Source organism: Pusillimonas sp. ANT_WB101 (assembly GCF_008369125.1).
Lineage (GTDB): Bacteria > Pseudomonadota > Gammaproteobacteria > Burkholderiales > Burkholderiaceae_B > Allopusillimonas.
Genome location: NZ_VOAY01000002.1, coordinates 740,500 through 752,997, shown reverse-complemented (window position 1 = coordinate 752,997; position 12,498 = coordinate 740,500). Strand labels below are relative to the sequence as shown.

The following is a 12,498-nucleotide window of genomic DNA, read 5'->3' as shown; positions in this document are numbered from 1 at the left end:
TTCGCAGTGTTGTTTTTGTTTTCGTTCTTGTATCCCTAATTTAACAAGTATAGCTAAGTGTCGTGTAGGTAATGGCTAGGTGTTTGTACGGTGAGTTACGCACTCCGTAACGTTACATCGACACGCCCAGCGTAACGTACCTGAAAGAACTGCTTAGCTCTATTGCGCAGGCCGTAGTTTCATAGCCTATGAAAAAACAGGTGGTGACCAGCGGCCTTGATTATTACCGTTGATAATCAAAACCGCCGTCACCCCCCCCAAACTAAAAAACACTTTCAACCTCCTCCTGCCGAAGCATTTCATGCAGCGCAGTCTGGGTTTTATGCTTGCCTGCAAACTTGCACTCTTCGTCGTTGGGATGTGCTTCTGAGCATCCGGCCAATAACGGGCAACGTTTGAAGAGTTCGCTAATCCAGTCGACAAATACGCGCACTTTTGGTGACAAATGCTTGCTGTGCAGATAGACCACAGAAATCGGCATTGAGGGCGGCTTAAGATGTGTAAGCACCTCGCGCAGTGCGCCTGATTCCAAATGTTGGGCGACCATGTAATGCCCAGGCTGGATGAGGCCGAACCCCTTCAGGCCGCATGTAACATAAGCTTCTGCGTCGTTGACCGACATGACTCCCTTGATGGCGACATCGGTTGCGCGTCCGTCCATCATGAAACTCCAGTCGACAATCCGCCCGGTACGGCCCGAAAAATAATGAACAGCCCTGTGGTCAGCCAGCGATCCGATGGAATGCGGCTCGCCATACTTTTCGAGGTAGGCAGGTGCGGCGCAGGTAACGCCTTCAAAAGTGCCAATACGTTTGGCCACCAGGGAGGAGTCTTCAAGCTCTCCGACCCGTATTACACAATCTACTGCCTCTTGCACGAGGTCTACGGGCCGGTCACTCATGCCCAGTGCGAGTTCGATATCTGGATAAAGCGTGTGAAACTCACAGAGCGCGGGTACAAGAATGAGGCGGCCTATCGAAGGCGGTACATCGATGCGCAGACGCCCGCGCGGGATGCGGTTGCCATCCAGGAAAAGTGACTCTGCATCCTCAAGATCGGCCAGTATCTGCCGACAGCGTTCGTAATAGGACGCGCCGTCAGGTGTGAGGCTAACCCGGCGCGTGGTGCGGTTGAGCAGTCGTACTCGAAGTGATTTTTCAAGACTTTGAATAGTGGTGGTGACGGTTGAGCGCGGCAAACCCAGGTTGTCGGCAGCCAGTGTGAAGCTGTTGGCGTCGGCGACGTGGGTAAATACCTGCATGGCCTGAAAACGATCCATGAACTTCTCCTGGGTCTGGCTAAGCGTGTGAAGTGATTGTTCGTAAAACAGGAACAGTGTTCCCATAAAAACGATATTTATCTGTTTTTGCAAAGAATCAATAATACAACTCTTCTCCGCCTTGGCATACACGTGATCGTGTTTTGAATTGCAACTGACGCGCTTACGCATGTCGCAGCAGCTTCATTGTCGAGTGCTCTCTTCCTTACAAGGACGCAAGATGTTTCCGATTCGCCAACGCTATTTGGTACCGCTGGGCTTGTTGGCCGCGGCACTGTTCGCCATCACCATTTATCGGGCGAATGCAGGTGTCACCCAAAACACACCCGCCGACCAGCCCCTCGCCGCCGTGGTCGATGTTGCCGTTGTTCACAGCAAAGCTATCGTCGATTGGCACGCTTATTCAGGGCGTCTGGAAGCCGTAGAACACGTGCAGATACGTCCGCAGGTATCGGGTGCGATCACGGCGCTGCATTTCGCAGACGGAGGCCTGGTGCACAAAGGCGATGAGCTGTTTACGATTGATCCACGTCCATACGAAGCCAGTGTGAATCAGGCCACCGCACGGTTCGCAGCCGCCCAGGCGCGCGCGGCGTTTACCGCCTCCGAGTTGCAGCGAGGCAAACGCCTGCTGGCCGCCAATGCCATTGCCAGTCGTGATGTGGATGAAAAGCGCAATGCTGCGCGCGTTGCTAAAGCCGAAGAAGCCTCGGCGGCTGCGGCACTGCAGGCCGCGCAACTCGATCTTGAACATACGCGTTTGGTCGCGCCTATTTCGGGACGCGCCTCACGCGCTGAAGTGACGTTGGGCAACGTAGTGCAGGCGGGCCCTGGTGCACCGGTGCTTACCTCTTTGGTGTCGGTGGATAAGGTGTATGCCGCGTTCGATATGGACGAGCAAAGCTTTTTGCGTTTCTTGAACAAGGCCAGGCTGGATCCGCACGCAATCATGCCAGTGGAACTGGGCCTGGGTGACGATCAAGCCTACCCAAGACAAGGGCATGTCGTCTCCATCGACAACCATCTGGATACAGCGTCAGGAACGATACGGGTTCGCGCTGTATTTGATAACGCCGACGGCGCGCTGCTGCCTGGCTTGTACGCACGAGTCAGGCTTAGCACGCGCACAGCCCGTCAGGCTGTGCTTGTTGATGAGAAAGCAATTGGAACAGACCAGAGCAAGCGTTATGTATTGGTGGTGGATGCCAAAAGCCAGGCCAATTACCGGGAGGTGACCCTGGGCCCTGTGCGCGATGGATCAAGAATCGTTGAGTCGGGGCTTGCCGCAGGCGAACGCGTTGTCGTGAGTGGCTTGCAGCGCGTTCGGCCAGGCGACTCTGTACAGGCGCGCGTGGCGGTGGGCGATGCCACGCCCGACATCGCCATGCGCTCTCCGGCGTCCTCCACGGTTGGTAAAGCGCAGTTGCCCACTGCCGAGAGCGCATCTCCCGCCCCCTCTTCCCGTTCTTGAGCCAGATCCCCATGAATATTTCCAGATTCTTTATCGATCGCCCCATTTTTGCCGGGGTCTTGTCTGTGCTTATTGTGCTGGCCGGCGCGCTGGCACTCTTTCAGTTGCCTATCTCTGAATATCCTGAGGTCGTGCCTCCGTCGGTGGTTGTTCGCGCACAGTATCCGGGTGCCAACCCCAAAGTCATTGCGGAAACCGTGGCCGCGCCGCTGGAGGAAGCCATTAATGGTGTTGAGAACATGCTGTACATGCAGTCTCAGGCCAATAGCGACGGCAATCTTGTCGTAACCGTTAACTTTAACCTCGGCATGGACCCGGACAAGGCACAGCAGTTGGTGCAAAACCGGGTTTCTCAGGCCTTGCCGCGCTTGCCTGAAGACGTGCGGCGTCTGGGTGTAACCACCATAAAGACTTCCCCAGCGCTGGCCATGGTGGTGCATCTGGTGTCGCCTGATAATCACTATGACGCCACGTATTTGCGCAATTATGCTGTGCTGAACGTCAAGGACAGGCTGGCCCGTATACCTGGTGTGGGCGAGGTGCAGGTATGGGGAGCAGGTGATTACTCCATGCGGGTCTGGCTGGATCCCGCAAAAATGGCGCAGCGTGGTTTGACTGCCAGCGATGTTGTCGCAGCCATCCGCGAACAGAATGTGCAGGTGGCGGCTGGGGTAATCGGCGCTTCGCCGACGGCGTCTGATGTGGCCACACAGTTTTCGGTTAACGCGCGTGGCCGCCTGCAGACCGAGGACGAGTTTGCCGACATCATTCTCAAAACCTCTGCCGATGGCGGAGTGACCCGGCTGGGCGATGTTGCTCGCATTGAGTTGGCCGCTTCCGAGTACGGCCTGCGCTCGTTGCTGGACAATCAACCTGCAGTTGGGTTGGCCATCATGCAGTCTCCAGGCGCCAATGTGCTTGACGTGTCGGATCAGGTTCGGGCAGCGATGAAAGAGTTGTCTGCAGACTTTCCGGCTTCGCTGGAAAGCCGCATCGCTTACGATCCGACGCAGTTTGTGCGGGCAAGCATCTCGGCAGTCGTCAAGACCTTACTCGAGGCAATTGCGCTGGTGGTCCTCGTCGTGATTGTTTTTCTGCAAACCTGGCGGGCGTCGATTATTCCTCTGCTGGCCGTGCCTGTGTCCATCATAGGCACATTCTCTTTGATGCTATTTTTTGGCTACACCATTAATGCGTTGTCGCTGTTTGGGCTGGTTCTGGCTATTGGAATTGTGGTCGACGATGCCATTGTAGTTGTCGAAAATGTAGAGCGAAATATTGAAGAAGGTCATAACCCCCGCGAGGCGACGTATCGCGCCATGCAAGAGGTCAGCGGCCCCATTATTGCTATTGCGCTGACCCTTGTGGCGGTGTTTGTACCTCTGGCTTTTCTTACAGGGCTAAGCGGGCAGTTTTTCAAGCAGTTCGCCGTCACAATTGCCATCTCTACCGTGATCTCTGCGATCAATTCCTTGACCCTATCGCCTGCGCTTGCCGCCTTGCTGCTAAAAGGCCGTGACGAGAAGCCTGACTGGCTGACACGTGGGATGCACCGTTTATTTGGTGGCTTTTTCAAACGCTTTAATCGTTTCTTCCATAGCACGTCGGATCGCTATGCCAAAGGTGTGTCTGGCGTAATCCGCCGCAAGGCGTCGTCCTTGGGCGTGTATGCACTGCTGCTGGCCATGACGCTGGGGGTTTCTTACATGGTGCCCGGTGGCTTTGTTCCAGCCCAGGACAAGCAGTATTTAATCAGCTTTGCCCAATTGCCAAGCGGCGCTTCACTGGACCGCACTGAAAAGGTGATCCGCCAGATGGGCCAGATTGCGCTGGACGAACCCGGTGTTGCAAGTTCGATTGCGTTTCCTGGCCTATCCATAAATGGGTTTACCAACAGTTCGAGCGCCGGCATTATTTTTGTAACGCTGGATTCGTTTGAGTCGCGCAAGCGTGCCGGACTTTCGGCAGACCATATCGCCGCTGCTCTCAACGCCAAGTTTTCCGAAATCGACGGTTCTTATATTGCGGTGTTTCCGCCGCCGCCGGTGATGGGGCTGGGCACGGTTGGGGGGTTCAAACTGCAGATTGAAGACCATGGGGCGTTGGGCTATGCAGAGCTGGACAAGGCAGCCAAGGCATTTTTGGCCGAGGCGGCGAAAACCCCTGAACTGGGGCCAGCGTTTTCCAGCTATCAGATTAACGTTCCACAACTGGACGTTGACCTTGATCGCATAAAGGCCAAGCAACTGGGCGTACCCATTAACAATGTGTTCGATACGATGCAGATCTATTTGGGATCGCTGTACGTAAATGATTTCAACCGTTTCGGGCGCGTGTTTCAGGTGCGTGCCCAGGCCGACGCGCCATTTCGCTCCCAGCCTGAAGATATCCTGCGACTGGAAACCCGCAACCACAATGGCCAGATGGTACCGCTGTCTTCGCTGATACAGGTGACACCGGGCTTTGGACCGGAAATGGTGGTGCGCTACAACGGCTACACCGCCGCCGACATCAACAGCGGGCCAGCGCCGGGTTTCTCGTCAGATCAGGCCCAAAAGGCCGCAGAACGTGTTGCCGCAAAGGTGTTGCCGCGCGGTGTGAAATTTGAATGGACGGATCTTACCTACCAACAGATATTGGCGGGCAATGCGGGGGTGTGGGTGTTCCCCATTAGCGTGTTGCTGGTCTTCCTGGTGCTTGCTGCCTTGTATGAAAGCCTGGCCTTGCCCCTGGCAGTGATATTAATTGTGCCCATGGGTATTCTTGCGGCGTTAACGGGCGTATGGCTGACGCGTGGCGACAACAACATTTTTACCCAGATAGGGTTGATGGTGCTGGTAGGCCTGGCCTGCAAAAACGCCATTCTAATCGTCGAATTTGCCAGAGAGCTCGAACGTCAGGGCCTGACTGTGGTCAAGGCCGCCATCGAAGCCAGCCGTCTGCGTCTGCGTCCTATTGTTATGACTTCCATTGCCTTTGTCATGGGTGTGCTGCCGTTGGTGTTGTCCAGCGGGGCTGGCTCGGAAATGCGCCATGCCATGGGGGTTGCGGTGTTCTTCGGCATGCTGGGTGTGACTTTCTTCGGGCTCTTTTTAACCCCCGTCTTTTACGTGGTGCTAAGGCTGGCAGGGCAGGCCGTGAGCAAAGGCCGTAGCAAGAACGAGGCCCCTGATGCGGCAGCAAGCCATATATCCGGTGCGAGCCAGCAGCCCGGCACGAGCGGACAGTAAGGAAAGGAATAAACATGAACACAACACACAATCATGCGTTACACCGATTTGCCGGCTTGATTGCCCTCTTGCTGGTCTTGAGCGGGTGCGCTGTCGGGCCGCATTATGAGCGCCCAGCACAGGATGTACCTGCGGTGTTTAAGGAGGCCCGGCTCACGCCTGAGGCGGCGCGCCACTGGAAAGCGGCCCAGCCTGCAGAGGCGCTGGCGCGTGGCCGCTGGTGGGAAATCTTCAACGAGCCGCTGCTGGACAAGCTGGAAGACCAGGCTCTGGCGGCAAATCAAAACCTCAAGGCTGCGGCTGCACGGGTGGAGCAGTCGCGCGCGCTGCAGCGCAACGCAAAAGCGGCACGTTTTCCCACTCTGGACGCGGGTTTTGGGCCATCGCGTCAGCGCGCTTCCAATGCATCACTAGGTTTGTCTGATGATGCAGCAAATTCGCCTGAGACGCTCTGGCGGGCGCAGCTGGGCGTGTCTTATGAGGCAGATCTATTTGGCCGCGTTGCCTCTACCGTGGATGCGGCGCAGGCAGACACCTTGCAGAGCACCGCATTGTTTGAATCCTTGCGTCTGGCCCTGCAGGCTGATGTGGCGCAAAACTATTTTTTGATTCGACGGCTGGACGCGGAGCAGGAGCTGCTGACGCACACCGTTGCATTGCGCGCCAAAACGCTGGACTTGATTGAGCAGCGCTACCGGCTCGGTGAGATTAGCGAGCTTGACCAGGCACGAGCGCGTACCGAGCTGTCAACGGCGCGCGCCCAGGCACTGGGCATTACACGGCGGCGTGTCGCGGCCGAGCACGGGCTTGCCATACTGCTGGGCGAGCCACCTTCCGAATTTTCGGTAGCGCCTGCGCCCATCTCGCGGGTTAATGCACAGATACCAGCTGGTTTGCCGTCGTCGCTGCTGGAGCGTCGTCCTGACATTGCTGCGGCTGAGTACGCCATGGCGGCGGCCAATGCGCGGGTAGGGGCCGCCAAGGCCGCATTCTTCCCACGTCTGACGCTGACCGGCGGGTTCGGCTATGAGTCCAGTGGTTTGGGCGAGCTTTTCAACTGGGGCAGTCGGGCTTTTCTGCTTGGGCCACTCATCGGCACTGCGCTGACCTTGCCGATTTTTGATGGTGGTGCGCGTACGGCGCAGATGGACAATGCGCGGGCGCGTTATACCGAAGATGTTGCCAATTACAGGCAAACCGTCTTGCAGGCTTTTCGCGAGGTGGAAGACAGCCTTTCGGGACTGCGTATTCTCACTGAGCAGACGGCAGTGCAGGATCAGGCGCTGGTTTCGGCCGAGCGCGCTGCGCACCTGTCGCGCACGCAGTATCGCGAAGGCTCTATCGCCTATCTGGATGTTATCGATGCCGACCGTGCCGTTTTGCAGCAACAGCTGGCAACGGTACGGCTGGACGGTGAACGTGCCGCGTTGGCCGTCGATCTAGTGCGTGCGCTGGGGGGCGGGTGGGGTGTGCAGGTCGCGGCGAGTAAGTGAAGATTACCGGGATGTCATTTTCGTTCAAATGAGTGGTGGCTGATCTGGCATAAGGTATCGGCTTGCGAGACCTCGCTTTGAAATGTTGGGTGCGTTTGTGCAGCGCGTTGTCAGGAGGTTGTCAGGGGGCTGCAGCTACTCTGCAGGTATAGCGATGACAACATCGTTGGTGCCCTGTGGCCTCCTAGATAACCTCCTCCCATAGCCACAGAGAAAGTGAAGCTATAGGAGTAATACGCTATGTTGAAAAGAGCGATTCTTGTTAGTGCCATGGGGGCAGGGCTTATGGTGGCAACGGTTGCCAGTGCAGCCGATGCAGCCGTGGGCCAAAAACTATTTGAAACGACCTGTGTAGCCTGTCATGGGGCAAAAGGGATTTCCATCGCGCCCATTTACCCCAATCTGGCAGGTCAGAAAGAGCAATATCTGATCGACCAGTTGAAGGCCTTTCACGATGGAACCCGCGTGAACCCGATAATGCAGCCCATGGCGGCACCTCTGTCTGACACAGATATCGCCAATATTGCGGCATTCCTTTCGAGTTTGAAGCCGTAGTAGGCGAGGTTGCCGCCACCAGAGAGGCCCTTCTTGTAGGATAAATTCGTCATAGGTTAAGCTACAGCTACCTAGTAAGGAGTTGTAGCTTGAACGCAGAAAAATACTCGAAAAACGGGGCACACACGGCGAAAACGGGATCATCGGCCAGTAAGCTAAAGGCGGTTTTGGCTAGTGAGCGTAATGTGGCCGAAGAGGTCAGTGCAGAAGAAATGGAGAGCAACAATCCCGACGTCGACAGTTGGTCAACGTCGTTTTAGGCATCAAATACTAATCTAGCGAGCTGCCGTCCAGCTTTCGGAGAACGCCAGCGCACACGTGCTGAACGGTCGTCCATCGCGTTGTGTGGCGAATGCTTGCCCGTCCGCCTGCACCCCATTGTGTGTTAGCCGTGCGCCGAGTGCAGGGATGAGAAGTGTGCACACCCCATAGGGCCGTCCTGGCGTTTCATTGGGCTGGGTGTGGACGAGCAGTGGGTCGCCCATATCGTGCCAGGTCAGCGCGATCTCTTCGTCGTGGGTAATTAGCGTTTCGGTCCAAAAGTCGCGCACGTCGCCGGAACGGGAGAAATCTGCATCGATCACCGGGATCGTTGTGTCGGCGGTTTCAGTATTGAGCATACCTTGGACGGTGGTTTGCAACCAGCGTGCCATTGCGATGTTATCCGAGTAAATACGCCAACGGCCCTTTGTGAACTCGCTCTTAACGTACAGCACGTGGCCGGGCCCACCGGGGCTAAGGGCGATGCGCCAGAAGCTGGCGTTCGTGGTGATTGGGCCGCCGTCAGTAACGCTCAGGCGGATGAACGGGTTTTCCCCGGTCAAGATGACGCGGTTGGGATCAATCGACATGTTGGAGCCTCCTCCAGACTGGCCACGAGTGGTAGCCTGCACAGTAGAGAGTTTAGTCCAATGCCATCAGGTTTCTAGACCTTGGTTTTTTTGCCGAGAAAGCGCGTTCGAATGTGCCACTATTTCCTTCTAGCCATTTGCAATCATGAGTTAGCAGAATTACGCTTGATTGAACCCGTGCACACCACAAAGGAAACCCCATGACATGGTCAGCCACGCAGTACTCGGCCTTTGAGCAAGAACGCACCCGCCCCGTGCGAGACCTGGTGGCGGCGATACCTGGCCGCGCCGCTGGCGATGTGCGCTTGGCCGTCGACTTGGGTTGCGGTCCGGGCAATTCAACTGAGGTTCTCGCCCAGCGTTTTCCTGATGCCCGTGTGATCGGTGTGGACAATTCAGAAGACATGCTGGAGACGGCCCGTCAACGGTTGCCGGCGATTTCGTTTACGCTCGCTGACATTGGCACCTGGAACCCTGCAGAACGATTTGATGTCATTCTCGCCAATGCCTCACTGCAATGGTTGCCAGACCATGCGGCGCTGTACCCCCGCTTGGTCAGCATGCTTGCACCCGGAGGTAGTATGGCTGTTCAGACTCCGGACAATTTCGAAGAACCAGCGCACAGGCTGATACGCGAGGTGGCGGCCAACGGCCCGTGGGCACAAAAAGTTGGCACCGTGCATCTTCCTGCACGGCATGACGCCAGCTTTTACTACGAACTTCTGCAACCCCATTGCAGCACGGTCGATGTCTGGCGAACAACCTACTATCATCCTTTGGCCGGTGGCCCGGCGGCTGTGGTCGAATGGTTCAAGGGTTCGGCGCTGCGCCCGTATCTGCAGCGGCTTGATGATGACGAAAAGGCCGAGTTCCTTAAGTGCTATTTGGCGGCTATCACTCAGGCCTATCCAGCTCTCGCTAACGGCACGGTGCTGCTTCCTTTTCCGCGGCTCTTTGTTGTGGCTAGTCGCTAAAACCTCCAGTAGGGCGTGGCGTTAGCTGAGAGGGAGCTTGGAGATGAACCTGGGCTTCGTCTCGAATGGTATGGGTGCGAGATCGACCATGTCGTGTCTTTTGTTGCCGAGTCATGAATAAGGTCTACCGTGCCTCGGTGTGAGGCGCGCCCGCGTAGCTACAGGACGGGGCTGAATATAGCCATGATGTTGTTGCGTAGACGTAAGCGCAAACCCCATGCTGCTACATCGGTCTTGCTGACGGGCTTGGATTGTGCGATATATGTTTCTTGTCGGCGACGCATGGTTTGCGTCAGCTGCGGGTCGTGGAACAAGATATTGTTCTCAAAGTTCAGATCAAAACTGCGCCGGTCCATGTTTGCTGAACCGATTAGCGTCATTTCGCCATCAATCGTCAATGTTTTCGCATGCAGCAGGCCGCCGACGTATTCGTGAATGCAGACGCCTGCACCCAGCAGTTCGGCATAGTAGCTACGGCTTGCGGCCCCCACGAACCAACTGTCATTGCGAGCCGGAAGCACGATGGTTGTCGGGATGCCCCGACGGGCGCTGGCACACAACGCGGCTTGCATGGCGTCATCAGGCACGTAATAAGGCGTTGTTATCACCAGTTCGCGCCGGGCGCTGAACATTAATGTGGCAAAAAGCTCTGGCGTTGCAGAGTAGTGGTTTTCGGGCCCAGTCCCTATCACCTGGGCCACGAAACCTGGCTCTGGCTGCGGCATGGGCTGATGTGCCAGTTCGCGAAAATCTTCATGGGTAGAGATTAGCCAATCGGTGAGAAAAAGCTGCTGATTCTGCCGGGCAATCGGGCCTTCAAAGCGGATTACCGCATCAACCCATGGGGCGTATTTTGCTTTGACCGCAAACTCAGGATCAGCGCAGTTCTGGCTTCCGCAATAAGTAATATGGTTGTCGATGACGACGATTTTGCGGTGGTTACGAACATCAACGCGCCCCTTCAAAATGCGAACCAGAATGTTGCCGATAAGTTGTGCGCGCGCCAGTTGCACGCCGGCACGGCTCATCGCCGACCAGTGTTCGCTACGGATAAAATCTCGTGACCCCAGGTCGTCAACGATGACGCGGCAGGTGACCCCACGTTTGGCCGCACGCACTATCGCGTCAACCACCTTGCGCCCGTTTGTGTCGGCTAGCCATATATAAAAAAGCAGGTGTACATGCTGCGTTGCCGCGTCAATATCTGCGACTAGGGCGTCAATCGTTGCGTTTGAATCATCCAGCAAATGGCCTTTATTGCCGCCAACGGGGGCAAAGCCACTGATCGACGCGCCTATCGCAAAACCCGGCCAAGCGTGTTCTGGAATAGTAGCGTCACGCGCGGCCGCATTGGCAGATAAGAACTGCGCAGAGTCAGGCCGCCTCTGCTGAATCCACGTGCCGGTTGGCCGAACTTCGCCCAACATCAAATACACCAATGCACCGAGGTAGGGCACGGCCATGATGAAAAGTATCCATGCTACGCGCGACGCCGGGTCGCGGTGCGGTCGCAGCAAAACGCGAACTGATAGCGCTGCGATGATGAAAAGGTGGACGATCAGCCACATGGTATTGCTCTCATTTCTGGTAGCGATGGGTTTACGGGGGATTACCCAATGACAAGGTGGCGTTCAGAGAGACTGGCACAGATAAGGCACGGGGTTGCTTGCACACTATTAGCCTAATTTCCCGGTTCGTTGGACGCTTACCGATTACGTCCGAGATCAACTTCTTGTTCCCGTCATAGGTTTCAACCTCATAATGCGTCTTGCTTCAAGAGGCTTTGGGGTCATCCTGTCAGTGAGGGGTACAGTATAGCTACTCCCCCATCATCTCAGAGTGCTGGCGCTGCGTTGAGCTATTCGGCACCAGTAATGGAAGCGTATGCTCACTAAGTAAGTCATATTGAGTGATGCTGACTGCAGCCGAGTTGGTCAGCCCACCGCTCACCCAATTTATCTGGAACAGTATCCATGCTTATCAATGCCGACTTCTCGCGCCGCGCCGTGGTGGCGCCTCATCAGTATCAATGGGTCGCCTCGCCCCAGCGTGGCGTGGAGCGCGTAATGCTGGACCGGGTGGGCGCAGAGCAAGCCCGGGCGACCAGCATTGTGCGATACGCACCTGATTCCTACTTCCCACGCCACGAACATCCAGGCGGTGAGGAGATTTTTGTGCTTTCGGGTACCTTCTCTGATGAAGATGGGGATTACCCGGCAGGCTGGTATCTACGCAATCCGCCTGGCTCGGGCCACCAACCTTTCAGCCGCGACGGCGCCATCATCTTCGTCAAGCTGCGGCAGATGGGGGTGCACGAACAGCAGCATGGCGTGCGCATCGACACCCGCGATCCAGCTGCCTGGCAATCTCAGGGCACCCGCGAGGTGTGTACGTTTTTTTCGGATGAGTTTGAACAGGTCTGTTTGCAACGTCTTGCGCCACATGAGATCCTGTTTGCTAAGCGGGTGGGCGGCGTTGAGCTGCTGGTGCTGGCGGGTGAGGTGGTAACGGACAAACAATCCTACGCCTATGGTAGCTGGATGCGCCTGCCTGCCTCCGAGTTGCCGGATATCACCGCTGGCGCCCAGGGTGCCACCGTCTATCTCAAGACCGGCCACCTGGGCGACGTCGTTGTGGAGGTCTAG

10 protein-coding genes are annotated in these 12,498 nt (G+C 56.5%); 7 read left to right on the top strand and 3 right to left on the bottom strand.

Annotation, left to right across the window (positions count from 1 at the left end; all coding sequences use genetic code 11):
- Positions 1-262: 262 nt before the first annotated feature.
- On the bottom strand, positions 263-1,279 hold the full coding sequence (locus FQ179_RS12400; protein ID WP_149397579.1) for a LysR family transcriptional regulator: 1,017 nt from the start codon (positions 1,277-1,279) through the stop codon (positions 263-265).
- A 220-nt stretch (positions 1,280-1,499) separates the two neighbouring features.
- On the opposite strand from FQ179_RS12400, the gene FQ179_RS12395 reads away from it, so the two are divergent.
- The 5 genes from FQ179_RS12395 to FQ179_RS22325 all read left to right on the top strand — a co-directional run bounded on the left by FQ179_RS12395 (position 1,500) and on the right by FQ179_RS22325 (position 8,288).
- The gene (locus FQ179_RS12395; RefSeq protein ID WP_149397578.1) at positions 1,500-2,750 is read left to right on the top strand and encodes an efflux RND transporter periplasmic adaptor subunit; all 1,251 of its coding nucleotides are present in this window, start codon (positions 1,500-1,502) and stop codon (positions 2,748-2,750) included.
- Between the two features lie 11 nt (positions 2,751-2,761).
- Entirely contained in the window at positions 2,762-5,980 is a 3,219-nt protein-coding gene (locus FQ179_RS12390; protein WP_149397577.1) for an efflux RND transporter permease subunit, read from the top strand.
- 14 nt (positions 5,981-5,994) lie between these two features.
- Positions 5,995-7,473 (top strand): efflux transporter outer membrane subunit, encoded by a 1,479-nt coding sequence (locus FQ179_RS12385; RefSeq protein ID WP_149397576.1) that lies wholly within the window; start codon positions 5,995-5,997, stop codon positions 7,471-7,473.
- Positions 7,474-7,713: 240 nt separating this feature from the next.
- Positions 7,714-8,028, top strand: a complete 315-nt coding sequence (locus FQ179_RS12380) for a cytochrome c (protein WP_149397575.1) — start codon at positions 7,714-7,716, stop codon at positions 8,026-8,028.
- An 89-nt stretch (positions 8,029-8,117) separates the two neighbouring features.
- Positions 8,118-8,288 (top strand): hypothetical protein, encoded by a 171-nt coding sequence (locus tag FQ179_RS22325; protein ID WP_188074597.1) that lies wholly within the window; start codon positions 8,118-8,120, stop codon positions 8,286-8,288.
- 15 nt (positions 8,289-8,303) lie between these two features.
- Here the strand turns inward: FQ179_RS22325 and FQ179_RS12375 are convergent, their stop codons facing one another.
- Entirely contained in the window at positions 8,304-8,921 is a 618-nt protein-coding gene (locus tag FQ179_RS12375; protein ID WP_223146251.1) for a hypothetical protein, read from the bottom strand.
- Between the two features lie 158 nt (positions 8,922-9,079).
- Here FQ179_RS12375 and tam point away from each other — a divergent pair, with 158 nt between their 5' ends.
- Positions 9,080-9,853, top strand: a complete 774-nt coding sequence (gene tam, locus FQ179_RS12370; RefSeq protein ID WP_149397574.1) for a trans-aconitate 2-methyltransferase — start codon at positions 9,080-9,082, stop codon at positions 9,851-9,853.
- Positions 9,854-10,011: 158 nt separating this feature from the next.
- Here tam and cls read toward each other — a convergent pair whose 3' ends face one another.
- The gene (cls, locus tag FQ179_RS12365) at positions 10,012-11,421 is read right to left on the bottom strand and encodes a cardiolipin synthase (RefSeq protein ID WP_149397573.1); all 1,410 of its coding nucleotides are present in this window, start codon (positions 11,419-11,421) and stop codon (positions 10,012-10,014) included.
- A 405-nt stretch (positions 11,422-11,826) separates the two neighbouring features.
- Between cls and FQ179_RS12360 the strand changes: the two genes are divergently transcribed.
- Positions 11,827-12,498, top strand: coding sequence for a cupin domain-containing protein (locus FQ179_RS12360; protein ID WP_149397572.1), 672 nt, complete (start codon positions 11,827-11,829; stop codon positions 12,496-12,498).

Bases quoted from the DNA above. Each gene is read 5' to 3' on its own strand.
- FQ179_RS12400 (WP_149397579.1), bottom strand. From the start codon at position 1,279: ATGGATCGTTTTCAGGCCATGCAGGTATTTACCCACGTCGCCGACGCC.
- FQ179_RS12395 (WP_149397578.1), top strand. From the start codon at position 1,500: ATGTTTCCGATTCGCCAACGCTATTTGGTACCGCTGGGCTTGTTGGCC.
- FQ179_RS12390 (WP_149397577.1), top strand. From the start codon at position 2,762: ATGAATATTTCCAGATTCTTTATCGATCGCCCCATTTTTGCCGGGGTC.
- FQ179_RS12385 (WP_149397576.1), top strand. From the start codon at position 5,995: ATGAACACAACACACAATCATGCGTTACACCGATTTGCCGGCTTGATT.
- FQ179_RS12380 (WP_149397575.1), top strand. From the start codon at position 7,714: ATGTTGAAAAGAGCGATTCTTGTTAGTGCCATGGGGGCAGGGCTTATG.
- tam (WP_149397574.1), top strand. From the start codon at position 9,080: ATGACATGGTCAGCCACGCAGTACTCGGCCTTTGAGCAAGAACGCACC.
- cls (WP_149397573.1), bottom strand. From the start codon at position 11,421: ATGTGGCTGATCGTCCACCTTTTCATCATCGCAGCGCTATCAGTTCGC.
- FQ179_RS12360 (WP_149397572.1), top strand. From the start codon at position 11,827: ATGCTTATCAATGCCGACTTCTCGCGCCGCGCCGTGGTGGCGCCTCAT.